Here is a 22,540-nt window from a genome sequence, read left to right as displayed (position 1 = left end):
GTGCTGTACATTTGAAATGTGGTTTTAGTATTTATTCATCAAAAAAATCACCTTTGAAAAAAGGTTTAATTCCAACTTCTCTAAATAAATATTTTATTGGATGACAATCATCGACCAGATTTTTGTTGGGAATTAAAATTTTCTCCCTAAGTTCTTGAAATATTTCCGGATTAATTTCTGGAAACCATTCTTCATAAATCATATGTTTATCCTTTTCTATCAAAATTAAATACACAACAATAATCTCAAACATATAAGGAAATTCTTGTTTAATATTTTGATAGTTATCTAACAATGAAGTTATATAATCCTCAAAATTAAAAAATTTTGTTCCTTTTTCATTGTTGTATTTTAAACGTTCCTTTTCAGGTTTAAAGACAAAAGTAGACTTATTAAACCAGTTGCCTAACATGCATGTAAAAATTAATAATGCATATTTTTTAGTTTCTTTATCATCATCATTAAAATATTTAAAATACTCATCATAAATATAGTTTTTGGCAGTGGTAAAATACCCAATTTCAATCCCAGAAATAGTTTGTTTCACATTTTGTATAATTTTATTATTTTCCATACCATAGTCACTTTCTTTAAAAATTTCCATAATATAGATTATAACACACATTTAGAATACAGGGAACATTGATACAATAATCCAATCATACTTTGAATATGACCCTGACCATGAACTCCCTTTTTGAATTGCAACCCTAACTCTTTGTCCTTCTTTAAACGAAATAAATTCTTTTGTATAACGATCTTTAACTGTAGGATCTTTTAACAGTTCGTCTGTTCCATTTATTACTTCCATTGCGATATCCATAGATTTTGCTGGATAATAAGCATATTTGAATTGTGATTTCCATTCATTGTTTACTTGAGTTTCATATTTTATTTTCCCCTTAGAAAACTTCATATGATACTCATAAATATGACAATAACCGTAATTTCTAGTTTTAGCTGCTGGCATTACAATCTTTGAACCAGAGGATGATGTTGCCACCTGATCTTTCATCGGTGACGCTGCTTTCATTGCCTCGTTCTCTTCAGCAAAGTTTATTTCATCAGTTGGAATTTCGCCTTCAGGCACTTCTATAGGTTCAAAACCGTCCATTGGACTTAGAGTGTAAACACCACAGTAATCTTGTGCCTCTTTTTTTACTAACTCCGATAAAATATCATCGTTAGCTTTTGCTGTTACAGGAATTACTAATATAGTCATAAATAAAACTATCAATAATCCGCTAAATTTCTTCATTTTTCCACTCCTTTATTTTTCTGGGTACACCGCAATTGTATAATTTTACAAAATAAACTTAAATAGTATTTAATTACCTTTTATTAAATGACAAATAGTTACAATTTATAAAGTGTTAAATCACCAATTCATTGCCAAAGAACCTCCATTCTTTAATGATGAAGGTTCTTATATTGAATCATCTATTTTTTCAAATCAAGATTCTACTATAATAATATTTAATTTATAATAAAACATGACTTTAGTAGTGTTAAAAAATACAAATGAAATGAAATAAATTTTAAACCCAACCAATACTTTCTGCTGTTTTATCTATTAAAATGTTACGTTTACACAATACCTTATGACGTGAAATATAAGCTTATCGGCTATGTCCTCGCATTCATAACAGTCATCTGTATCCAGTAACGCATATCTACAATGGTATGCATATCCTCACCTAACTCGTTGTATAGGTCTTCCACAGTCTTGATGATGCGTTTTAGGTTTTGGTAGTAGTCATCATTGGCTAGAAGCATTAAGTCACAAATCACTAAGACTTTTTATGTTATAATTTACACAAAATACATATTAAGGTGATTCTAATGACATTTATCAGAAAATACTTGAATATTGTTTACTTCGTTATACTTTTTTTACTTTTATCTGTTTCGGATTATTTCAAAAAAGGTAATTGGGATTTTCTTAATAATCTCTTCTTTTCTTTATGGGCAGTAATTGTTTATGCTTTTTTAAATTGGGCATGGGATAGTAAAAAATATGAAAAGAAATAGCATATTGTTCATTAACTCTAAGGAAAATCTGCAACTCTTTCCCAACGGTTTATCCCATTCTTAATGTTTGGGAGATCCTAACTAACACAATCGCTAGTTCTTGTCGCTCTCCAATGTTTAAATACTTTTCAACATCAAGCTCATTAATTATTGTATAACGTCTTTCTTTTCCTTCTATAACTGTATCTTCAAATGTGGGCTCTGCTGGTGATTGTTTTAAAATAGCTGCAACTTCCTCCTTAATTCGTGGATAACTATGTTGTTCATTTCCATTCTCCCTTCTCTACAAAATTTATCAAATATTCATTGCGTATCTACTGCTAGTTGCACACATCTCAGGTAAATTTGCTCATACAAATGCTTCGGCAAATGGTGGCGGAACAGAGTTTCCACAAGAGTTGAGAGCACGTGGATTGGGATACATGATACTTGTTTCCTTTTCAAAAATAATACAAGCTCATAAATTACAAATAGTGAATCGTTATGAGCTAGCTGATTTTCTTAACGTAACTGAAGACTTTTTAGATGAAGCTCTTGAAGGGTACAAGAGTAAGTAGGATTTATATGTAGTTTTACCACCTACCAAGAAAGGAGAACCTCGAATAAAAGTTACTGTTGAACATGGGTATGATGAAGACACTGGTAAACGACTTAGATATACTAAAACCATACGTACGAAATCCATGTCTGATCGTGCAATATGCAATAAAGGAAGCTATTACAGATTTTGAAATCGAAGTATTAAATAAAGAAGATGAAAAGTTGAAAATATTAAATTTGCAAATTTTATTGATCAATGTATTATAGAGGATTTAGGTGACTATAAACATTCTAACATCTAAACCCTATATCTAGTAGAATGTCTAAAAAGATGGAGAGAAAGATGTCCTAGTGAAGCAAAAGGACAATATACTGTTTTAAAAAGCATCTTCTCTAAAGGGATTGAATGGAAATTAATTAAAGATAATCCTATGGACAAACATTAAATCTTCTCGTTTGGAACCTAAAAAGAAGGACTTAGAATTTTACAACGAAGAACAGTTAAAACATCTTTTCAGAGTATTAGAAAACGTAAATCCTAAACTCAAGCTCCAGATTAAGTTGGCAGCAATGGTTGGACTACGACTAGCAGAAATAGCAGGATTATGTGTGGAATCTTTTGATTTTGAAAATAATACTATCTATGTAGACAAAACCCTTCAATTTGATATTGAAGTTAGAAAACTAAAAATTTTACCCCCAAAAAACAAAAAGCCTCGATTAGTTAACGTCCCAAAGAGTTTGATGCGTGAACTAAAGTTATTTGTTGATGGCTATTAGGAACTAAAAAATGAAAAGAGTGATGCTTGGAATCTGATAAAAGATGATGATGGAACTCCCTTAAACTTAAACTTTACAAAAAATCAGATGGTAATCCATCAAAACCTGCTGCTATAAATCTTGCTTGGAGAAGAATTATTGAAAAGTACAGTTTACCAAAGTTGAATTTTCACGCATTACGACATTCATATGCCTCATTTATGGTCAGTCGGTATGTAAATTTTAAGATCATACAGGAGCAACTCGGTCACTCTGATATAAAAATGACAATCAACACATATAGTCATTTAACCAAAAAGGATAAAAATGAAGCAAGCGACCATTTCGATGACTTTTTGGTCACTTGCTCAATTTTTCATCATATTTCTGCGCACATAACTCCCTAAAATTACAGCCACGACAATGCCATTTTTCTTGTGTTTGTTCAAAGTCCTCGATGTCCACGGGCTCGTTGGAAAAAATATCAGCCTGATACTTTTTCATTTCTAAAACACTGCGCTGAAACGTATACAAAATATTCTCCATATCGATGTCTGTAAAACTATATTTCTTGCGTTTGCCTGTTAATAAATATTCATTATAGACCTCGATTTGCGCTAGAGACACACGGTATTTTTGCTGAACATAGTAAGCGTAGAGGGCTAATTGCTGACGGTCATCATCAGACTCTCCACCAGTCTTCCAGTCAACAATAATCCATTTATCCCTCAGTTCATCATAATAATGAAAGTCCATAACAACGAATACCTGGACATCTTCTATTTTCATGGAGCGGAATTGCTCTGGTTCTCCGATACGGAGAGAGCCTTTTTGTGAGGTGATTTGCTGGAATGTTTCACTCATTAAAAAATGATTAAAAACAAGTCGTAAACGTTCTTTATAGTCTTGCACAAGCTCAGGAGAAAGGGTGCCATGATAATAGATTTCCTGCATCATATAATACTTATTTGGTTTTTGCCTCCAAAATTCAAGACGACGAGTGGAGTCAATAAAGGCTGCATTCAGCTGCCCGCGCCCCAATTGAATTAGCTCCTCTACTGTTGGAGCTTTTCCTGTTTGTAAATAATCATTAATGGCCTGCTCAATGTATCGATGGACAATTTGCCCAAATAAAATAGGCATCGATTGCAGCTTTTTTAAGCGATACACCTGTTGATGATATGGCTCCACATTGTAACTGAGCCACCCGTTATGTGAAAAGTAATATTCATAGCCGTATTTGCGGGCACAGCTTGTCAATGTTTTATGACGCGATAACGACCACGAAAAGGTTGGATAGGGTGAAATTTCAAACAGGACAATCACCTCCTAAAGCTGATGGATGAAATCATAAACAAGCTGTATAATCAGCACAATCGTTACAATACGCAGTAAAAGCTTTACCTGATGTGCTTTCACTTTTCTGGCTAGCACAAGCCCAATTTGTGCACCAATCGTCGAGCCAATCATTAAAATAAGCGTTAACGGCCATTCGATTTTCCCTGTAGCAATATAGGTAATCGCTGCTCCTGAGCACATTGCAAATACCCCTACCCGTGATAGCCCCACGGCTTTAATATAGGAAATCTTCTCATGTGCATATGTATAAAGCGCCAATGTACTACTGCCCGGACCAAACATACCGTCATAAAAGCCAACTCCAAGAAGGATAGGACCGTTTTTTCGATTCATCGTAAAACGTTCCTTGTCGCCAAAATCAGCTCCACCCATAAAGGACATGACAAGCGCAAAGCCAAGTAAAATAATAGCAATGAACGTTAATGATTGACTACTCATTAATGAAGCGAAAAGTCCCCCCAATGTACCTCCGATTAAAGAGACAAGTAACACCGAACGCATTTCGTTCCATGCTAATTCCTTACGTTGATAAATTGTATAAAAGCTTGAAAAAGCACTCACCATATTGGACACTTTATTTGCGCCAATAGCCGAATGGACGGGTACACCCATTAGCATCATCGTTGGCAAGGTAATTAAGCCACCACCCCCAACTAACGTACCAATGACATTCCCAATGATGCCAATAAGTAAAAACAACAAGTATTCCATAATATCCTTCTTTCCCTAACACAAAAAGCAATCATTCTATGATACAGTATAACAGATTGTTATTATCAATGATGATGGAAATGAGGAGCAAGGATGCATATACAACAAAAAACACCCACACCACGCTTTTGTCACCAGCTAACGGTTATTGTGGCGACTATTTTTCTAGCCGGCATTACAGCGACACTCATTCAATACGGCAAGCTCCCTGCCATGATTCCTGTCTTGCAAAGCTTCACGAGTGACCATGCCCAATTCGGTCCGAAAATTGCTATTTTTTATTTACCCTTTGTCGCTCTTATGCTCTTTCTACTTTTACACTATTTAGAGATAAAGGCAGCTTATCCTGTGATGCGTAAAAATAAAGCACCTCTCTCCCATAAACAGCGACAAAATGGCATCCTTACGTTTTGTCTCATCAAAAATAGTATTCTATTGTATTTTACCTACTCCCTATTCAATGACCTGACGGTAGCTCTAGGTCGTGAACGTATTTTACAACAATGGCATGCTTACTTATTTTTACTGCTGTTATTTGGCATCTTCATGATAGGGATTGTGCGAGGCATTTTGTTGGCTAAAAAAAGTTAATGTAAAAAAAGAGAGCATGTTTTAACAATGAACATGCTCTTCTTAGACTAATTATTATTCAATGGATGTCATTAATTCATAAAAATATTTTTTCTCCTGCGTCTCATAAAGCTTATACCAAGCATGTAATGTTTCAGGTGTAAAAACATCGAGCAGCCTCAAAACATGGTAGGCAAAATACAATGGTGCAATGCCAGATGCCGTTACTAAATTCCCTTCAGTTACGGCTGGCTTCTGTTTAAAATGTTCATCCCCAATATAATGTGGACAAAGCATCTTCAAGTATTCGAGATCGTTGCTCGTATGTTGCCTTGTATCAAGCAAACCAACCTTTGCAAGACCAAACGTTGCACCACAAATTGCAGCTACGAAAACATCTTCATTCAACGCTTTTGAGACTTTATTCAATACAGGCTCATGAATAGATTCTAGCCATGTATTGCCTCCTGGGAGAATCAAGACATCCATGCTTTTCAAGTGACATTCAGCAACGGCCATCGTTGGAAGTATGGTGATGCCACCCATCGTCGTAACTGGACTTCTATCAATCCCTACTGTCATCACCTCTAAAGGCTCTAACCCCTTTTTAAAATATCTACCTGTATTTAATTCGGCCATTAAATACCCTATCTCCCAATCTGCCATCGTATCAAATACATAAAGATACACTTTTCTTGTCTGCATAATAAACACTCCTTTTATTGAAACTATGCTTAGTATAAAAAAACTTTACTGACATTCTCCGTCAGTAAAGTTTTCATTTTCATAAAAATGGATGAGCTCATATAGAACGTCAATTATCTTTTGCTTTAGACTTATTGGTTCTACTACTTGGATTGATTTTCCATAGGGAAAAAGTAAATAGGGTACATATGTATGTAGTGCTTCCTCATCTACTAAAAATATTGCGTTCTTATTGGTGCGTTCTTGGAGGTGATACTTTAAAAACCAATGCTGACTGATCGCATCCACAGCACTTGTCTTTCCACAAATGATGAAGGGCACAAGGTTCTGTTTATGTTCGGCTTGGGGAAAAAGGCTTTTCATAAAAAAATCACTGGCAGAGAAAGATTGTGGTCGTTGGAAAGGAATGCCTGTTTGATGCAGACTACTAATTCGGCCTACTTTAAAAGTACGGATTTCATTTCTTACATGACAAAATGCAACGACATACCAGTTTTGTTTCCAATAAACCAAACCATATGGATTAACCACCCTAGACTTAGATTGCTCTTCATTATTAGTATGGTATTCCATTTCTATAGATGTTCTCTTTACTATACTCTCTTCTAATTTTTTTAACAGTGGCTCCAAGGAGGATTCATCTGGACCGATTATCTCGAAACCTTGTAAATGCTGTTGAATCATTTTTTCTTGCTCTTGATTTGAATACATTGTAAGCTTTGCTGTTGCACTGATTAATGCCTCATCTAAAAAATAGCCAGCTTCTTTTGCAAAAATAGAAGCATGAAGTAATGCCGCTTTCTCATCAACATCAAAAATAAGAGGACTTTTAATAAAATTATTCAACAGGGTATATCCTCCATGATGACCTGTTTCAGCTATAATCGGCACACCGCTGGCAGAAAGTGAGTTAATATAGCGGTAAACGGATCTGATATTAATCTCTAATTTTTCAGCGATTTCTTTCGCGGTAATTTTCCTACCTGAATTCAACATCCATAAAATCTGCATCATTTGATCCATTTTAGACAAACATTTTCACCTCATTGAATTAATTTATGATTTCTGACACAAAATCAGGCTACCTGATACTGTTATCAAGTAGCCCTTCCATTATGCCTTTACCAATTCATCTTCCATTTGCTTAAAATTATGTATTAAACCGTATTTCTGTATGCCACGTGCTTGTTGGATGCTGGCATCCGCGAATTGGCGGAAATTAGCCTGATCCTTTATTGTACAGGCATAGACCGCTTCAATTGCAAGTTGCATCCACGGCTGTGTTAGTTTATCACTTCTCATATCGGCCGCTCGACCTTCCAGCGCAGCAATATAGCATAGTGCATAGCTAGTTAAAGGCTCCTTATCAATTTGTCTTGCGGCTACTTTAGCAGCACCAAGATTCTCCTCCATAATGGCCTTAATAAAGAGGTAATTGTACTTAATGGCTGGCTGCTTATAATGATGGATGATGACATCGATTGCCTGAATCTGTTCCTCTTTTGTCCCGTAAGCTGATGCATAGAGAGCAGCAAATATAGGCTCTTTTCGGTGATTTTTAACCCATTTATCCACCTGCTCCATATTGTTTGTGCGGTATAAAATATGTATATGGCGATAAATCATCCCTACCGTAATTAATGCAAATATCCCAAGAGAGATGGATAGACGAACACCCGCTAAGGACAGCGTCAATGCCAATAAAATAATAGCTAAATAAAAGAATGTTAATTTAACAATTTTCATATTACCTCCTACTGTAATTTCCTACGCATTTTACGAGAAAAGATATAGCCTGCCCCTATAAAAAAGATAAGAGCCATCACTTTCATAATAGGAATAATAAACAGCTTGCTAATAACGACTACAACGAGGATATAATAGACAACCATCGCCAGTAAAAACAATGTCAGCTTATTCACGAAGTTCCCTACTTTCCTTTAGTGCCGCCTCAATCGCTGCTAAAGCTTTTGGACCCATTCCATGAAGATGAGCTAATGTAGAAAGCTCAACTCTTTCTAGCTGCTTCAATTCTGTATAGCCCGCTGCATGTAATGCGCGAATTGCTGGTTTTGCTACTCCCTTAGGCCACTCTGTCATGCTTGCACGTCCCTTCACGAAAAAATCTTCTCTGCCCTATTATGCAAGTGACAGCAAAGAAATGCAAATAAGTCAAAATTTAAACATATACAAGCACGCCGCTATGAAATTTACAATACTATGGATACTCCAGCTAGTGACAATGGAACCTCCAGCAATTCGTTCGTTCACCCAGCCCATCACATAGCCAGCAAGCGCTGTAGTAAGCACAACTAATAAGATTACATGAAGCGGAAGCACCGACCATAGCATGGCCCCATGAACACAGCCAAAAACAATACTTTGCAAGAGATTTGCTACTTGAAAATCAAAAATCTTCATCAATCTCTTTAATAAAAAGCCGCGAAATAATAGCTCCTCTGATAAACCTGTTTGAATAATAGCGTAGAAAAGTGCTGGAATGACGGCAGCAGCTCCAAGTCCCGCGAATTGATTCGCCGCTAGCAAGGAGCGATCAATATAGAAAAAGACTAGCGCAAAGCTCGGTATTAACATCGTGAAAATAGAAAGTACAATGTACATAGCATACCTTCCCTTGTGCACAATAATAGGCTTTTGCAATCCTATCCACGTTAAAAAGAGCTGTTTTTTTCTCGCTGTACAAAGCCACCAAATAAACGGAATCACTGAAAATAACATCACTTGCAAAATGGCACTGATTAAACTATTCATCATCTTATTTCCCCTCCTGTTTACTACAAGCATAGAAGAAAGTGCCATTTTTTTCAATAGATATTTAACGATAAACATTAAATTATTTATCTTTATTATTAATTATTAAATGTTTTACAATAAAAAACGATGTCTAAGGGCTTCTCCTTTGTCTTTTCAGTTACTTTCATTTATACTCAATTACAGATATTAAAGGTCTGTAATAGAGACGATAAAACACTGGAGGCTATCACAATGCGTACATTATCTACACAATTATTAGAAAAGGCACAAACATATGAGCACAGCACAAGAATTTCAGTGCCTGCCTATGACACATTATTTGCCGTGACACAAGCCTATTTCCGCATGCATTTAGGAGAACAAGAAGCATCCCTGCTTGTTGTAGGAGCTGGTGGGGGCAACGAGCTTTCTGCATGGGGACCAACAAACCCTAAATGGATGTTCACTGGGGTTGATCCATCTGAGGAAATGCTCCAAATTGCACAACATAAAGCCGTGCAACTGGATATTGAAAGTCGCGTTCAGCTACTACAAGGAACAATTGAGCGCTTACCCCAATCAACACCGAAATTCGATGCGGCAAGCTGTATCCTAGTTCTTCATTTTATTGAAGATCGACAGGAGAAACTCCATCTACTGCAAAATATTCACAAGCAATTAAAACCTGGAAAGCCCTTTGTCCTCGCTTGTGCCTACGGAGAACGAGAAAGTGACGAGCTACAAGATCGCATCAAAATATGGCAAAGCTACTTTTTAGAGACCGGCTATACAAAAGAAAAGGTAGATAGCATGGGCAAGGGCATCATGAATATTTCCTTCCTCTCCGATCAAGAAATCCAACAGCTATTAAGTGAAGCGGGCTTTCAAAATATTACCCGCTTTTTCTCATCAGGTCTCTTCGCAGGATGGATGAGCCACGCCTAACCACAAAGCCCCCACCATAGTCACAATCAATGGTGGGGGCTGAAACTTAGATTTATAGTGGTATTGAGCGGGCTCTCCACCAACATCCATCACATCGAAAAAAATTACCAATAAATACTGTAATAATAAACAGTTTCATCAATCGTCATGCCCATTTTTTCATAGAGCTTCTGTGCTTGGACATTATCTCTGGCAGTTTCTAGCATCATGTAACGCGCATCTTCCTGCTGACAATAGCTATAGCATTGCTCCATCAACGCCTGTGCTACACCTTGTTTTCTGGCTTGTTTCGCCACAAATAAATCATTTAAGAGAAACGCTCGTTTCATAGCTACGGATGAAAAGACTGGAAACAATTGTGCAAATCCAACTGGCTCCTCCTCCAAATATGCCAGGAAAATAATAGACTCTGCTCCCATTACTCGCTCCTGTATAAACTGCTCAGCTTGCTGTAAATCAGATGATTGTCCATAAAATTCACGATAGGCATTAAATAATGGGACTACGTCTCCCATCGTTTGCTGTGTCACCATACAAATTTTCATATTTTAATCTCCATTTCCTTTTGATTGTCCTTCTAGTATGATGGTAGTAAATAATCTGACATTTCAAAAGAAACAGTTCCAAACATTTTAACATGTCAAGGTGGTGCCTGATGGACGATTTTATCTTTCTATTAACAGAAAAAGAGGCAAAATATAAGCAAGTGTACCAGCAAATTAAAGCACTTATTATGCAAGGTTCACTTCAAACAGATGATTCCCTGCCCTCTATACGAAAACTTGCAGATACTTTACAGGTCAGTCGTAATACTACATTAACCGCTTATGAACAGCTTGTAGCAGAAGGATATATACGTGGGGAGGGACGAAAAGGCTATTTCGTCAATGCACTAGAGCAGGTTTTTCTAAAGGAGCAGGAACAGTCCCCTATGACACAGCCAAAAAAGAAGGCTGCATCCTATCTTGTAGATTTTCGCGCTGGGGCTGTCGATCAGCAACATTTTCCCATGAAAACATGGCGCCAAATTGCCAATCAAGTATTACAGGAATCAACCTGTTACGAATATGGAGAACTGTTTGGAGAATCAGTGCTAAAGGAGCAGCTTGTGCAATATTTACTGCAAGCAAGAGGGGTTTATACAACGAGCGACAATATCGTTATTGGTAGTAGCACACAGCAAATGCTCTTGTATCTTGGATTTTTACTAAAAGAATCTTTCCCAAGCATTCTTTTGGAAGACCCTGGCTATGATGGTGCACGGGAAGCCTTCCAGTTACATCACTTCGAAATAGAGCCACTACCTGTAATGGAAACAGGAGCTCAACTTGACATACTCCAAAACTGTCAATCACGCTTAATGTATGTCACCCCGTCACATCATTTCCCATACGGTGTGTCCATGTCTATTCAGCAGCGACAGACCTTAATACAATGGGCTCAACAAGTCGATGGTTATATTCTAGAGGATGATTATGATGGAGAGTTTCGCTATACGCAACAGCCATTTCCTGCCCTTGCTTCCATCGACTCATCAAGGGTAATCTATCTCGGCACCTTCTCTAAATCGTTTTTACCAGGTGTGCGTTTAAGCTATATGGTGCTACCAAATGCACTTGTTCAGCCCTATAAAGAGCGTTTTGCTCATTTTGAACAAAATGCTTCGTCCCTCCATCAACGCACAATGGCCCAATTTATGGCGCAGGGAGAATGGTCACGCCATATTAAACGAATGCGTTTGACCTATAAACAAAAAATGCAGCACCTTGTACAGGAGCTACAACGACATTTCGGTCAGCAAATATCCGTGTTAGGCGAGCAATCAGGACTATATGTATTAGTGAAGATAAAGTCTCCGCTTTCCGAGCAGCAGCTGATCCAACGAGCGGCGACTTACGGTGTGAAGGTTTATCCGACAAGCCCCTTTTTTATCCATCAAAAAAATGAGGAACCAATGCTGCAATTAGGCTTTAGTAAATTAGCGTTGGAAGAAATCAAGCTGGGCATTGAGCTGTTAAAAGAGGCGTGGCAGCCATAACCGTCAACGTTATGGCTCTTACCATACCACTTAAAAATAATCAATAAATGTTGGGATACCTACTGGTAAAACCGCCTCGAGCAATGCAATATCCTCTGCACGTCCCTGTAATCGTTCAATTCTTTCTAAATAGGTTGGACGTTTGTAGCCTAACAGCATAGTAGCCAGTGTTTGCACTGTTAAATGGACAGCATTCGCGCTCAACGTCTCACTTACCTTCTGCACAGAAAGGTTTCCATCTTTCATTTTGATGATGTAGGTACCATTATTCCACGCCACAGTGCGATCACTGACAGCTAGCTGAAGCTCGAAATTCTGACCAATAAATGGATAGCGCAGTAAAAATTCTTTGACATCGACGATTCTTGCCATGAAATAAGGCGATACCTTTTGAATGATCTCACTGTCCTCTAATAGAAAGGCTACCGCTTCATTACCGGTTGTTTTCCCGTAGACATTGTAGACCATCGAGCTGTGAGCCGAGACGAAATTCCATAAACCTTTACGAGCCTCTTCCTGCAAATAGACGATTTCATCAATGTAATAATTTTCCTCCATAATACGATAGAACATGTAGCCCTGTGCCACATCTTCTTCATCATAGTAGACCGCTGCCTGAAGGTTCACATCACTATCTATAAATTTCTCCTCCCAGAAATCCTCCTGAAATTTCTCGTTCCAGGCAATACTATTGCGCACCATTACCCCATGCGTTTTCTGCGCATAGCGTGCGTAGATAGCCACCACATCCTCATGCTTGGGATCAACACGGCGAATTTTCCCATTAAGCCCAGCATAATGAGGAAGCTGTGTATCCTTCACTTGAAATTCCACAATATCACTCATAATTTCCCATCCCTTTTTGCGGTAATAAGGGATAGAATATGGAAATAAATAGGATATATACTGTCCTTCATTTCGCATACTTTGCAGACTTTCAATTATCAAACTCTCCATTAAGCCATGTCCTGAATATTCAGGGTATGTCCCAACTGCTGTGATGCCACCCATTTCATAAATCTTGCCATGCACATTCACCTCAAAAGGCAAACTTAAAATTTGCGATACTAGTTGTGAACCATCAAACCACCCGATCGCATGCCCTTCATTAAATTGCCTACTCTTCGCATTCACAAAGCGACGATCCTTGTGAATGGACATTGACATTTGAAAGACATAATTCAGTAAATCAATGGACTGTGCCATTTCATCCAATCGAATTTCTCGCATGATTAAGCCTTTTCGTTGATTCATGATTCCCTCTCCTCATCAAATAACTCTCTTAATATCGACTGTGGTGCATCCAAAAAACGTTTGGTCACGATGTAATGAATGGTATCCTCATAGCGAATGGATTCAATTTCTCCTTGATCAAAACTATAAATCGTGGCATTCGGATAGCCAAGCAAAATGGGTGAGTGTGTAGCAATAATAAATTGTGCCTCATGCTCAAGGTCCTTCATTATTTTCAGCAAGCTCAGCTGCCTCGTTGGTGACAATGCCGCCTCAGGCTCATCCAATAAATAAATGGCTTTACCCTTAAAACGATTCATAAATAACGCAAGAAAGGATTCACCATGAGATTGATGATGTAGTGATTTCCCACCAAAAGCAGCATATTTGTTTGGATGGCGCTCTAACAAATCAATATGACTGGCAAATTGATAAAATGTTTCTGATCGAAGAAAAAACCCATTCGATATTTTTGGCAGCCACGACAAACGGATATATTCCCCCAATGAAGATTCCGCCTTATGTACTTCATATAAATTTTGACGACCGCCACCAGCCGTATTGAAATCGCAACGATCAGCAATCGCCTCCAGTAATGTTGATTTCCCCGAACCATTTTCCCCAACAAAGAACGTCACATTCGTCGGAAACTCCAGCTCATGCAAATCCTGCAAGCTTGGAATATTAAAAGGATACTCCTGTTTATTGGGAATCGTATCCTGTAACACCTTACATGACTTTAAATACATTTCATTTCCTCCTTACTCTTATTATAGCGAACATCCCTCAAGCTGAAACGTAATCCACCCACCTGTTTGATTGAAATGTCACCTTTTTATGTATCCACCCGAGCCTGCCCAACATAAATAGCCTAAAACAGCTGACGAAGACCCTACCATTTTCACAACTAGCTATGAGATATTTCCCGAGAAATAAATAAAAAACATGTCGAAAGTTGCAATTCCTACATGTAGTATCATGTCATATTTTTGATTTTTTTATAAAAAAAGTGGACATTGACCTCCTCTCTAACTGATTAAGTGAATGATTTCCCTGCAACATGCAGTAGTGTTTTCCATTGCAATTTTATTTCGCAGTGGCTTGCTGAATGATTGTCTCTAATAAGCGGGGTGTCTCTCTTTTCGATTACCTTGGAACCCTTTCTGAGCGATTCCATCCACTTTTGGATTACTTTCATTACCTAAATTGATCCGATTCAAAAAAAGGCTCAATACCTATTTCTTTTAATAAGAATTTCCGATGACTTCTTTTATCTACCAAATGTTGTTTAGGTATTAAAATTTCTTCTCTTAATCGCTGAAACAAATTCGGGTTATGCTCTGGAAACCATTCCTCATATCTGATCCCTTGATTTATTTCTATTTTTATTAAAAATAAAACAATATCTTCATACATATAGGGGAATTCTTTCTCTATCTGCTCATGATGTGCTAACAGTGCATAAAGATAATCTTTTAAACGATAAAATCGCTTCTGGTCTAATGGATTTGAGCTCCATTTTTTATTTTCCTCCCACTCTTGTATGGGCTGAAATATCTGAAGAGAACCCGTTTCCCAAGTACCCAGCATACAAGTAAATGCAGCTATAGCGTATTTTCTTGTTTCATCATCTGGATCTCCAAAATATTTATAGTAATCCTCCCGATACTTACTAAAATTTCCGCTAGTATGATAACCCCCAATAGCAAAACCCTCCAACCCTCGTTTTGCTTGTTCAATGATATTATTTGTCATTCTACTTACTCGCCTCCTTTTCTTTACTATCTAATCATGTTAATATAACGTGATATTAACATAATTAACCAACCGGAAATGTAAAATATATTTATTCCATTCACCCACAATATGACTATTAAGTATTGTATGGGATTCTACGCCTCTTTCCCCTCACTAAGTTATAAACTTCTATAGGAAACTAATTACTAGTTTTCCTCTGTGCTTGGCTCTCTCATTTTATGATTACCTTCAGTAACTCGATGAGCGGGTTTCCTCTCTTTATGATCACCTCTAACGGCTTTTCGAACGGTTTCATTCATTCTTTGCTCACCATCTCCAAAGTTCTAACTATTATCTTTCGCTCATAAATTGAGTAACAATCAAAAGTCAGAAGGAGAATCGCGATGTTTGTGACGCATTACTACGAAAACAAGACGTCCGTTTTAAGTCAATTGCTCGTCAAGCTACCTACTGTGGATGAAGATATTCGCATTAAAGGGCGCAAGGCAAAGGTGTTGGAGGTACTTCAAGTTGATGACAACAATTTTCATGTGAAGATATTATTCGAAAAAATCCCTAAAAAGCAGCCTCTTAAAGAGCTTGGAAAGAAAAAGAGATAATCAACTAAAACATGGTTTATTCCCTTAATTTTCGGGAATAAAATAGGTAATGATTGCGAATCATTCACTTTAAATTTCTTCAAGCAAAACCGTTGACTTTTTAATTGATAACAATTATCATTATCAATAGATTATTTCTTCCTCCAAATTGCTTCATTCAGAATCCCCCTCTTTTTTGAATAAGCATGTATCAAACGGATATTCTTACATCAGACTAAGAGTATCCGTTTTTATCTGTACATGAGGAGAACTTTACATACTAAAGGAGCTGTTTTGACATGGATTATCGTATTGAAAAAGACACTATGGGTGAAATTAAAGTACCTGCTAATAAAATTTGGGGCGCGCAAACACAGCGCAGTAAAGAAAATTTCCAAATTGGTACAGAACAAATGCCAATCGAGCTTGTGCAAGCTATGACAATCCTAAAGAAAAGTGCGGCGATTGCGAATAATAAACTAGGCAAACTTTCTGATATTAAAGCAAATGCCATCGTGCAGGCTGCAGATGAAATTTTAAATGGTCAATGGGACGATCAATTTCCTCTTGTGGTTTGGCAAACTGGTAGTGGTACACAATCCAATATGAATGTGAATGAAGTCATTGCTCACCGTGCGAATCAACTATTAGAGGATGCTGGTGAAGCGGACCGTATTCATCCAAATGATGATGTCAATAAATCACAAAGCTCAAATGATACATTCCCAACAGCATTGCATATTGCGGCTGTTTTAAAAGTGGAAGATTATTTATTACCAAGACTACGTTTACTAAAAGCAACTTTGGAAGATAAAGCAGCTCAATTTAAAGACATTATTAAAATTGGTCGTACGCATTTACAGGACGCGACACCTCTCACATTAGGTCAAGAAATTAGTGGCTGGGCAGCCATGCTCTCAAAATCAGAGCATATGATTATCCAAAATATTGACTATATGAAGGAGCTTGCAATTGGTGGAACAGCAGTCGGTACAGGAATCAATGCTCACCCTGAATTTGGTGATCGTGTGGCTGAGGAAATTAGTGAGCTAACAGGCAAACAATTTACATCAGCTGCAAATAAATTCCATGCCCTAACGAGTCATGATGAAGCAGTTGTAGCACACGGTGCATTAAAGGCTTTAGCGGCTGATTTAATGAAAATTGCCAATGACGTTCGCTGGCTAGCAAGTGGCCCTCGTTCAGGTATTGGGGAAATTACGATCCCAGAAAACGAACCAGGCTCTTCCATTATGCCAGGTAAAGTAAACCCTACCCAAAGTGAAGCAATGACAATGGTTGTTACACAAGTAGTTGGAAATGACGCAACGATTGCCTTCGCCGCTTCTCAAGGTAACTTTGAACTAAACGTCTTTAAACCAGTCATTATTTACAACTTCTTACAATCAACTCGCCTATTAGCGGATACAATGAAATCATTTAACGACCATTGTGCAGTAGGCATTGAGCCAAACAAAGAGGTACTCGATCATAATTTACAAAATTCATTAATGCTTGTAACAGCGTTAAACCCATATATTGGCTATGAAAACGCAGCAAAAATCGCAAAACAGGCCCACAAAGAAGGCACGACCTTAAAGGCAGCAGCCATCGCAAGTGGCTTACTTACAGAAGAACAGTTCGATGAATATGTAGACCCAGCAACAATGATTTATCCGAACGTAAAATAATGAAAGCGACCATAAAAAGATTGAGGCTAATGGGCTTCAATCTTTTTTTGTTTATGAGAAATATTTTTAGCATGGTTGGAAGCAAAATTAAAAGACATGAATCTCGATAGACTATCGAATCCATGCCAAATAGCTTCCTAATGAAAATAATTGTATCTATCCTATGCAGTCACTTCATCGGAGAGTGGTTTATTCTGCCTCCTATGTAATCCATACTCCATTACAGATGCTTATAACTAGTGAAAATTCTCTCAGCTTATTTTATCCAGCTTTACATTAAACGACAATTCATCGTCAATTAGATTAAACGTATCAGCTTTATCTTGTTTAGATAATTTAGAGATATAATGATAGTAGTTTGGTAATATTTCAAAATCATAATTTAAATAATCTCGTATTAATTGGTCATCTTGAAATTTTGAAACATCCCCGTCTAACAAATCATGTTTTATTAACTCTTTAGTGTTGTTCGTAAAATCAGATACTACGTATGAAAGAATATTGTTCTCATATCGTAAGTTTTCAGAAACACCTGAATAATTTAATAAAGATAGTAATGTCGCATTATTAAAATTCTGTTGGTTAATTAAAGATGAAACCTCCATTAAGTAAATCGATTCAAGGTGGTCATGATAAGGACTTTCAATATCTACTCCATTATACATTGCTTGTTTCTCAAAGGGTCTAATTCTCCCAGTTTTTAATAGTAATAAGTGATTGTGATTGCTTAGATAGATGTTTTTGGAAGTATCTAATCTAAGTAAATTATCTCCGTTTGGAAGTAAAGGATTTAATCGTTTTATCTCTCCTGTTGAAGTGTTTATCAAAAAAATACATTGATAAAAAGGACGTCCATAGTTAATTTCTCTTTTCGTAATAAAATACAACAAATATTGAGGATTAAGGTAAATTAACTTGGAATAATAACTTTCATCCTTAATTTCTTCAGAAGAAAAATAATTATTTAAATTTAATGTGATAGCATGTGTTTGATTAAATGTTTCAAGATTAATTCTATAAAAGTTTATGTTATTTTTTTCTTTTAGACTAAAACAAAATTCATTATTCATAATATCCAAAGCAAACTCGTCATAGCGGGTGTCTAATCGTTGTATATTTTTGAACGTGCCGTTTTTTAAATTAATCTCACAATGCGCAATACTAGCATGTTCTAATAAAATAGCCTCGAACTCTTCTTTAATTACATTTGTAGGAATTAGTTGTTTATTATTCAAAAATATTCCCCCTTCAATATTGCTAATAAATATTTCACTTTGAGCTTTTACTCCTTTCTGGCCTCTGTATAAAGAAATTTTTCGAGTTCGTCCACCTTGCTCCCGTCTAATTGGTGTGTGAGCCCATATGTTTCACCCTTGCCATCGTTATTGATGATTACGTTGAGATCGTGAAGTAATTCAGTGAAATACGTAAAACACTTAGTTAATTCTCCATAGGACTCAGCTGTATCAAGACCTTGGAGTTTCTCAACCGATATTACATAATCCAGATGTCCCATCAAAATCTGCAGTACATTTAAATTTTCAAAATCCTTTTGAAGGTCTTCCCCTTGAACCCTAAAATATATCATTTCCTTCGTGAGACGATCTGCCCTTAGATAATATTCGTCTACGTCTGTTGTTTTGTTAATATCTTGGGCATGATAGGCAATCCAAGCTTCCAACGTTGGTTCAATCTCATAGTTATTGAAGCCTTCAGGGGTTGATACATCACTCCAGATTTTCGAAGGGTTTACTGCTGCTACGTGTTTGATTGTTGTTTCTTCTGTTTTTACCTGTTCCCCTTTCGTTTCTCCTTCCTCGGTACAACCTATTAACAATCCACTTATCAATAGTCCTGTCAATACAACATTTACGAGCTTCATCTCTCTCACTCCTCTTTAGAAGGTTAGCCATTTATTATAATAATACCTTACACTAGTTAATTTTTTATAATATTTTCCATTTAAAAGTTACGTTTAACATGGCTGATTCTCTATGTATCTCGCAGTAATAGCAAAATTAAAAGCCACCCTCATGATGAGAGCGACTTTCCTAACCTCCTAATATTCACTTTTCAATAGGGAAAAGATAGCGAGATCCACATACTTCCCTTTTTCAAATTCATGTTGCCTCAAAAGACCCTCTTGAGAAAAGTTTAATTTTTCCAATAGTTTGATAGATGCTGTGTTTTCTGGCTCTATTTTTGCTTCGATTTTATTGATTCCCATGGATGTAAAGGCAAAGTGGATGATCGAACTTAAAGCCTCTTGCATCACACCCTTCCCCCAATAGTCAGGGTTTAAATCATAGCCAATTTCTATACGATTATGCTCTTTTTCATAATTCAAATAGCCACATGTGCCAATCACCTTGTTGGTCTGAATTTCCTCGATTACCCATCTTAAGCCTTTTTGTTCTTTAAAAATTTTCTCATACCAATTGATTTCATCAATAGCATCTTCAACTGAAGCAAACAATGGTAATGGCAGGTACTTCACTACATTTTCATTAGAATAAAGTCTCAAAATATCTTGGCCATCATCCATTATCCCTTTTCGTAAAATAAAACGTTCTGTTTCCAATTGAGGAAAAACCGTAAATTCGAATTGTGTATGCATACTACTCCCCTTTTTCACCATTTATTAGCATTTTACTATTGAATAATAACACAAAAATCTCTCATACTCTCTTTTACTGCTATTACAAATCACTCGTTATTATAGTAAATTGATTACAACCAAATGGCACCAACTCCGTCTAATAATTGAAAGGGTGTGGAAGATGCTTGAACATGTGAGAACATCAATAGAAGTTAGCGGTGAATGTAGTAAGGAGGAGAGGCTTGAATGGTTGATGAAGGCATACGGAGATGACATAGCACGTCTTGCCTTTACGTATATGAAGCACAAGCAGCTTTCGGAAGATATTGCGCAAGAAGTGTTTATAAAGTGCTATGAGCATTTAGATAATTTCAGGAATGAATCTTCCTATAAAACATGGTTATATCGAATTACTGTCAATCTATGTAAAGATAAATTAAAAAGCTGGTCTTATAGAAATATTGTTCTGACAGAATTTTTCTCAAAAATTAAGAGTACTAGTCAATCCCCTGAGTTGGAATTAGTCGGACAGGAGGATAAACGATTACTTTCTGAAAAAATCCTTGCTCTACCAATAAGATACCGAGAACTCATTATTTTCTATTATTATGAAGAGCTGTCCTATAACCAAATAGCTGATTTGTTAGATTTGCGTTTACAAACCATTAAGTCTCGACTTCATAGGGCTCGACTTATGCTCAAAAAATCAATGGAAGGGTGCAAGATAAATGAATGATATGTTTAAAAATATAGGCAAGGCATTGGATGACACGGCATTCCAGGACATTCATTTTAATGAGAAACATAAAGAAAAAGTAAGGCAGAGGCTTCGAAAAGATTACAAGAAACAGCCCCAATTCCAATCCATTTTCAATCATTTGTTACCTATAGCAGTCATTGGTTTTTTTCTTATAGGAGCTAGCTATTTTATGGTCACGGAGCTGACAGTACAACCAGTTGATAAGGGAGACCGTTCACAAGAACCTATAATGGAAACTACTCTTTATCATCCCCCGATCCAAGAAGAATTTTACGGGGATATGACGAAAGAGGATGTCGTGAGTAAATTATTAAATTCGATTGATTATTTTCACTCAGCAGCTGGAAAATTTGAAGAACATAAAATTTCTCAAGACGGTTCCACTAGAACATTGGGTGTTACTTATAAAGTAAGTACCAAAAAAGAAGTTGGAGGCTATGAAAAAATAATCGCTTTAGATGATAACACGACGGGAATCAAGAACGATACACAGGAGTACTTTTATAACAACAGAAAGAGCTGGTTAAAATATACAGCACTTTATGGACAAAAAGTTTATACAGTTAGTGAAACGAAACAGAAATCAAAACGAGACGTAGTTACTCCTGAGCAAGCTTTTAGTATTGACTTGAAATATCCGCCTATTTCATATAATAAATTGAGAGAAAGACCTTCATTTGGAAGTTCAAGTATGTCGTTATTCGCTTATGAGAAAGCTGCTAGTTATTTAAGAAATATGGAGCATTGGGAGATTGAAAAACAAAATGAAGCGTTGTTAGGTCATAATACAATCGTATTAGCTGGGAAAATGGATGAAAAGGTGACAAATAGTGAAAATTTAAAAGGCACGACAGAAGCGTTTCGTTTTTGGGTGGATAAAGATACTGGGATTCTCGTTAAAAGTGAAACATATGACCAAAATGGTGAGCTGACAAGCTATGTTCATCCAGAAAGGCTTGAAGTGAATGTATCTATTGACCCACAAGAATTTATTCCAGACTTAGAGGGCTATCAGCTTCCTAGCAAACAGAAAAAAGATTGAGGCTTATTGCTTCAATCTTTTACTTTATGAAGATTTTAATTTCTCAACATCAGCAAACATTTCTCAACTATTTCTACCTCATCTACTGACAGTTGGTCTAACAGCAGTGCCAGTTTTTTCTCATGTTCCTCTCCTTCTTCTCCTATCCAGCAAATGTAGATTTCGCAATAATCTCCTTTGGGAAGGAATTTTTTTAGAAAGTCACATACATGGTGAAAAGTTCTTTTGGCTTTTTCATAGTTATGGGGGGAATACACTTTATTTTCGTTATGCATTTGCCAAATGGGCTCTCCCTTTGTTTCGATTTCATATACATAGGGTGTTGTAAAATGCTTTGCCTGTACAATTTGGCGATTCTCTTTTACCGAGAAAAAATAATTTATGTCAACTTCATTTTCTGTATAGTCATCCTGTATTTCAACTGGAAAATTGAAGCCTATATAGGTTGCCATACTCATATTTTGCTC

27 protein-coding genes and 1 pseudogene are annotated in these 22,540 nt (G+C 36.6%); 10 read left to right on the top strand and 18 right to left on the bottom strand.

Going from position 1 to position 22,540, the window contains the following annotated elements:
- Positions 1 to 31 precede the first annotated feature (31 nt).
- Both B3D98_RS03290 and B3D98_RS03285 read right to left on the bottom strand, forming a co-directional pair.
- Complete coding sequence (locus tag B3D98_RS03290) at positions 32 to 574, bottom strand: hypothetical protein (RefSeq protein ID WP_225340902.1); 543 nt, start codon at positions 572 to 574, stop codon at positions 32 to 34.
- Positions 575 to 625: 51 nt separating this feature from the next.
- Positions 626 to 1,258, bottom strand: a complete 633-nt coding sequence (locus B3D98_RS03285; protein ID WP_066037497.1) for a hypothetical protein — start codon at positions 1,256 to 1,258, stop codon at positions 626 to 628.
- Positions 1,259 to 2,658: 1,400 nt separating this feature from the next.
- Between B3D98_RS03285 and B3D98_RS03280 the strand changes: the two genes are divergently transcribed.
- The 3 genes and pseudogenes from B3D98_RS03280 to B3D98_RS21660 all read left to right on the top strand — a co-directional run.
- Complete coding sequence (locus B3D98_RS03280) at positions 2,659 to 2,838, top strand: hypothetical protein (RefSeq protein ID WP_250783401.1); 180 nt, start codon at positions 2,659 to 2,661, stop codon at positions 2,836 to 2,838.
- A gap of 303 nt (positions 2,839 to 3,141) precedes the next feature.
- Complete coding sequence (locus B3D98_RS21640; RefSeq protein WP_345803571.1) at positions 3,142 to 3,351, top strand: hypothetical protein; 210 nt, start codon at positions 3,142 to 3,144, stop codon at positions 3,349 to 3,351.
- Between the two features lie 98 nt (positions 3,352 to 3,449).
- A pseudogene (locus B3D98_RS21660) lies at positions 3,450 to 3,737 on the top strand (tyrosine-type recombinase/integrase); the annotation flags it as partial.
- Here the strand turns inward: B3D98_RS21660 and B3D98_RS03270 are convergent.
- Positions 3,691 to 4,647 (bottom strand): PD-(D/E)XK nuclease family protein, encoded by a 957-nt coding sequence (locus B3D98_RS03270; RefSeq protein ID WP_312143636.1) that lies wholly within the window; start codon positions 4,645 to 4,647, stop codon positions 3,691 to 3,693. The pseudogene B3D98_RS21660 and the gene B3D98_RS03270 overlap by 47 nt on opposite strands.
- 12 nt (positions 4,648 to 4,659) lie before the next feature.
- A complete protein-coding gene (locus tag B3D98_RS03265; RefSeq protein WP_115674016.1) occupies positions 4,660 to 5,400 on the bottom strand; it encodes a sulfite exporter TauE/SafE family protein in 741 nt (246 codons plus the stop codon).
- A 93-nt stretch (positions 5,401 to 5,493) separates the two neighbouring features.
- Between B3D98_RS03265 and B3D98_RS03260 the strand changes: the two genes are divergently transcribed.
- Positions 5,494 to 5,991: a hypothetical protein gene (locus B3D98_RS03260; RefSeq protein ID WP_009370976.1), complete on the top strand. Its 498-nt coding sequence runs from the start codon at positions 5,494 to 5,496 to the stop codon at positions 5,989 to 5,991.
- A 54-nt stretch (positions 5,992 to 6,045) separates the two neighbouring features.
- On the opposite strand, the gene B3D98_RS03255 is transcribed toward B3D98_RS03260, so the two are convergent.
- From B3D98_RS03255 to B3D98_RS03230, 6 genes are all read right to left on the bottom strand, one after another.
- Positions 6,046 to 6,675 carry a type 1 glutamine amidotransferase family protein gene (locus B3D98_RS03255; RefSeq protein WP_115674015.1) on the bottom strand — a complete coding sequence of 210 codons (630 nt, stop codon included), beginning with the start codon at positions 6,673 to 6,675 and terminating at the stop codon, positions 6,046 to 6,048.
- Positions 6,676 to 6,720: 45 nt separating this feature from the next.
- A complete protein-coding gene (locus tag B3D98_RS03250) occupies positions 6,721 to 7,707 on the bottom strand; it encodes a helix-turn-helix transcriptional regulator (RefSeq protein WP_288580546.1) in 987 nt (328 codons plus the stop codon).
- 81 nt (positions 7,708 to 7,788) lie between these two features.
- Positions 7,789 to 8,421, bottom strand: coding sequence for a hypothetical protein (locus tag B3D98_RS03245; RefSeq protein WP_288580543.1), 633 nt, complete (start codon positions 8,419 to 8,421; stop codon positions 7,789 to 7,791).
- An 8-nt stretch (positions 8,422 to 8,429) separates the two neighbouring features.
- Positions 8,430 to 8,597 (bottom strand): hypothetical protein, encoded by a 168-nt coding sequence (locus B3D98_RS03240; RefSeq protein WP_016993359.1) that lies wholly within the window; start codon positions 8,595 to 8,597, stop codon positions 8,430 to 8,432.
- Positions 8,590 to 8,775, bottom strand: coding sequence for a hypothetical protein (locus B3D98_RS03235; protein ID WP_048390683.1), 186 nt, complete (start codon positions 8,773 to 8,775; stop codon positions 8,590 to 8,592). The genes B3D98_RS03240 and B3D98_RS03235 overlap by 8 nt, the downstream gene beginning before the upstream one ends.
- A 72-nt stretch (positions 8,776 to 8,847) precedes the next feature.
- Complete coding sequence (locus tag B3D98_RS03230) at positions 8,848 to 9,450, bottom strand: CPBP family intramembrane glutamic endopeptidase (protein WP_288580536.1); 603 nt, start codon at positions 9,448 to 9,450, stop codon at positions 8,848 to 8,850.
- 231 nt (positions 9,451 to 9,681) lie between these two features.
- Here B3D98_RS03230 and B3D98_RS03225 point away from each other — a divergent pair, with 231 nt between their 5' ends.
- Positions 9,682 to 10,374 carry a class I SAM-dependent methyltransferase gene (locus B3D98_RS03225; RefSeq protein WP_259419065.1) on the top strand — a complete coding sequence of 231 codons (693 nt, stop codon included), beginning with the start codon at positions 9,682 to 9,684 and terminating at the stop codon, positions 10,372 to 10,374.
- A gap of 104 nt (positions 10,375 to 10,478) precedes the next feature.
- Here B3D98_RS03225 and B3D98_RS03220 read toward each other — a convergent pair whose 3' ends face one another.
- The gene (locus B3D98_RS03220) at positions 10,479 to 10,919 is read right to left on the bottom strand and encodes a GNAT family N-acetyltransferase (RefSeq protein ID WP_009370971.1); all 441 of its coding nucleotides are present in this window, start codon (positions 10,917 to 10,919) and stop codon (positions 10,479 to 10,481) included.
- 110 nt (positions 10,920 to 11,029) lie between these two features.
- On the opposite strand from B3D98_RS03220, the gene B3D98_RS03215 reads away from it, so the two are divergent.
- Positions 11,030 to 12,412 carry a PLP-dependent aminotransferase family protein gene (locus B3D98_RS03215; protein ID WP_288580529.1) on the top strand — a complete coding sequence of 461 codons (1,383 nt, stop codon included), beginning with the start codon at positions 11,030 to 11,032 and terminating at the stop codon, positions 12,410 to 12,412.
- 30 nt (positions 12,413 to 12,442) lie between these two features.
- Here B3D98_RS03215 and B3D98_RS03210 read toward each other — a convergent pair whose 3' ends face one another.
- From B3D98_RS03210 to B3D98_RS03200, 3 genes are all read right to left on the bottom strand, one after another.
- On the bottom strand, positions 12,443 to 13,666 hold the full coding sequence (locus tag B3D98_RS03210) for a GNAT family N-acetyltransferase (protein ID WP_288580527.1): 1,224 nt from the start codon (positions 13,664 to 13,666) through the stop codon (positions 12,443 to 12,445).
- Positions 13,663 to 14,394: an AAA family ATPase gene (locus B3D98_RS03205; protein ID WP_115674008.1), complete on the bottom strand. Its 732-nt coding sequence runs from the start codon at positions 14,392 to 14,394 to the stop codon at positions 13,663 to 13,665. Before B3D98_RS03205 ends, B3D98_RS03210 begins: the two co-directional genes overlap by 4 nt.
- Positions 14,395 to 14,842: 448 nt before the next feature.
- Entirely contained in the window at positions 14,843 to 15,400 is a 558-nt protein-coding gene (locus B3D98_RS03200; RefSeq protein WP_288580523.1) for a hypothetical protein, read from the bottom strand.
- A gap of 386 nt (positions 15,401 to 15,786) precedes the next feature.
- Here B3D98_RS03200 and B3D98_RS03195 point away from each other — a divergent pair, with 386 nt between their 5' ends.
- Positions 15,787 to 16,002 (top strand): hypothetical protein, encoded by a 216-nt coding sequence (locus B3D98_RS03195; protein WP_259948915.1) that lies wholly within the window; start codon positions 15,787 to 15,789, stop codon positions 16,000 to 16,002.
- A 278-nt stretch (positions 16,003 to 16,280) separates the two neighbouring features.
- On the top strand, positions 16,281 to 17,672 hold the full coding sequence (gene fumC / locus B3D98_RS03190; RefSeq protein ID WP_048390523.1) for a class II fumarate hydratase: 1,392 nt from the start codon (positions 16,281 to 16,283) through the stop codon (positions 17,670 to 17,672).
- Between the two features lie 251 nt (positions 17,673 to 17,923).
- Here fumC and B3D98_RS03185 read toward each other — a convergent pair whose 3' ends face one another.
- The 3 genes from B3D98_RS03185 to B3D98_RS03175 form a co-directional block, all read right to left on the bottom strand.
- On the bottom strand, positions 17,924 to 18,907 hold the full coding sequence (locus tag B3D98_RS03185; protein WP_288580519.1) for a hypothetical protein: 984 nt from the start codon (positions 18,905 to 18,907) through the stop codon (positions 17,924 to 17,926).
- Between the two features lie 47 nt (positions 18,908 to 18,954).
- Positions 18,955 to 19,554 (bottom strand): hypothetical protein, encoded by a 600-nt coding sequence (locus B3D98_RS03180; RefSeq protein ID WP_288580517.1) that lies wholly within the window; start codon positions 19,552 to 19,554, stop codon positions 18,955 to 18,957.
- A gap of 177 nt (positions 19,555 to 19,731) precedes the next feature.
- Positions 19,732 to 20,289 (bottom strand): GNAT family N-acetyltransferase, encoded by a 558-nt coding sequence (locus B3D98_RS03175; protein WP_048390456.1) that lies wholly within the window; start codon positions 20,287 to 20,289, stop codon positions 19,732 to 19,734.
- Between the two features lie 163 nt (positions 20,290 to 20,452).
- On the opposite strand from B3D98_RS03175, the gene B3D98_RS03170 reads away from it, so the two are divergent.
- Together B3D98_RS03170 and B3D98_RS03165 are read left to right on the top strand one after the other, a co-directional pair.
- On the top strand, positions 20,453 to 21,007 hold the full coding sequence (locus tag B3D98_RS03170; protein WP_054550936.1) for a sigma-70 family RNA polymerase sigma factor: 555 nt from the start codon (positions 20,453 to 20,455) through the stop codon (positions 21,005 to 21,007).
- On the top strand, positions 21,000 to 22,073 hold the full coding sequence (locus B3D98_RS03165) for a hypothetical protein (RefSeq protein ID WP_288580513.1): 1,074 nt from the start codon (positions 21,000 to 21,002) through the stop codon (positions 22,071 to 22,073). The genes B3D98_RS03170 and B3D98_RS03165 overlap by 8 nt, the downstream gene beginning before the upstream one ends.
- A gap of 35 nt (positions 22,074 to 22,108) precedes the next feature.
- On the opposite strand, the gene B3D98_RS03160 is transcribed toward B3D98_RS03165, so the two are convergent.
- Positions 22,109 to 22,531 (bottom strand): hypothetical protein, encoded by a 423-nt coding sequence (locus B3D98_RS03160; RefSeq protein ID WP_131519882.1) that lies wholly within the window; start codon positions 22,529 to 22,531, stop codon positions 22,109 to 22,111.
- Positions 22,532 to 22,540: the final 9 nt, after the last annotated feature.

The organism is Lysinibacillus sp. UBA5994 (assembly GCF_002429725.1).
Taxonomy (GTDB): Bacteria; Bacillota; Bacilli; order Bacillales_A; family Planococcaceae; genus Lysinibacillus; species Lysinibacillus capsici.
The sequence above is the reverse complement of the archived record's forward strand: the minus strand, read 5'-3'. Positions and strand labels throughout refer to the sequence as shown.

Bases quoted from the DNA above. Each gene is read 5' to 3' on its own strand.
- B3D98_RS03290 (WP_225340902.1), bottom strand. From the start codon at position 574: ATGGAAAATAATAAAATTATACAAAATGTGAAACAAACTATTTCTGGG.
- B3D98_RS03285 (WP_066037497.1), bottom strand. From the start codon at position 1,258: ATGAAGAAATTTAGCGGATTATTGATAGTTTTATTTATGACTATATTA.
- B3D98_RS03280 (WP_250783401.1), top strand. From the start codon at position 2,659: ATGATGAAGACACTGGTAAACGACTTAGATATACTAAAACCATACGTA.
- B3D98_RS21640 (WP_345803571.1), top strand. From the start codon at position 3,142: ATGGTTGGACTACGACTAGCAGAAATAGCAGGATTATGTGTGGAATCT.
- B3D98_RS03265 (WP_115674016.1), bottom strand. From the start codon at position 5,400: ATGGAATACTTGTTGTTTTTACTTATTGGCATCATTGGGAATGTCATT.
- B3D98_RS03260 (WP_009370976.1), top strand. From the start codon at position 5,494: ATGCATATACAACAAAAAACACCCACACCACGCTTTTGTCACCAGCTA.
- B3D98_RS03255 (WP_115674015.1), bottom strand. From the start codon at position 6,675: ATGCAGACAAGAAAAGTGTATCTTTATGTATTTGATACGATGGCAGAT.
- B3D98_RS03245 (WP_288580543.1), bottom strand. From the start codon at position 8,421: ATGAAAATTGTTAAATTAACATTCTTTTATTTAGCTATTATTTTATTG.
- B3D98_RS03235 (WP_048390683.1), bottom strand. From the start codon at position 8,775: ATGACAGAGTGGCCTAAGGGAGTAGCAAAACCAGCAATTCGCGCATTA.
- B3D98_RS03230 (WP_288580536.1), bottom strand. From the start codon at position 9,450: ATGATGAATAGTTTAATCAGTGCCATTTTGCAAGTGATGTTATTTTCA.
- B3D98_RS03225 (WP_259419065.1), top strand. From the start codon at position 9,682: ATGCGTACATTATCTACACAATTATTAGAAAAGGCACAAACATATGAG.
- B3D98_RS03220 (WP_009370971.1), bottom strand. From the start codon at position 10,919: ATGAAAATTTGTATGGTGACACAGCAAACGATGGGAGACGTAGTCCCA.
- B3D98_RS03215 (WP_288580529.1), top strand. From the start codon at position 11,030: ATGGACGATTTTATCTTTCTATTAACAGAAAAAGAGGCAAAATATAAG.
- B3D98_RS03210 (WP_288580527.1), bottom strand. From the start codon at position 13,666: ATGAATCAACGAAAAGGCTTAATCATGCGAGAAATTCGATTGGATGAA.
- B3D98_RS03205 (WP_115674008.1), bottom strand. From the start codon at position 14,394: ATGTATTTAAAGTCATGTAAGGTGTTACAGGATACGATTCCCAATAAA.
- B3D98_RS03200 (WP_288580523.1), bottom strand. From the start codon at position 15,400: ATGACAAATAATATCATTGAACAAGCAAAACGAGGGTTGGAGGGTTTT.
- B3D98_RS03195 (WP_259948915.1), top strand. From the start codon at position 15,787: ATGTTTGTGACGCATTACTACGAAAACAAGACGTCCGTTTTAAGTCAA.
- fumC (WP_048390523.1), top strand. From the start codon at position 16,281: ATGGATTATCGTATTGAAAAAGACACTATGGGTGAAATTAAAGTACCT.
- B3D98_RS03180 (WP_288580517.1), bottom strand. From the start codon at position 19,554: ATGAAGCTCGTAAATGTTGTATTGACAGGACTATTGATAAGTGGATTG.
- B3D98_RS03175 (WP_048390456.1), bottom strand. From the start codon at position 20,289: ATGCATACACAATTCGAATTTACGGTTTTTCCTCAATTGGAAACAGAA.
- B3D98_RS03170 (WP_054550936.1), top strand. From the start codon at position 20,453: ATGCTTGAACATGTGAGAACATCAATAGAAGTTAGCGGTGAATGTAGT.
- B3D98_RS03165 (WP_288580513.1), top strand. From the start codon at position 21,000: ATGAATGATATGTTTAAAAATATAGGCAAGGCATTGGATGACACGGCA.
- B3D98_RS03160 (WP_131519882.1), bottom strand. From the start codon at position 22,531: ATGAGTATGGCAACCTATATAGGCTTCAATTTTCCAGTTGAAATACAG.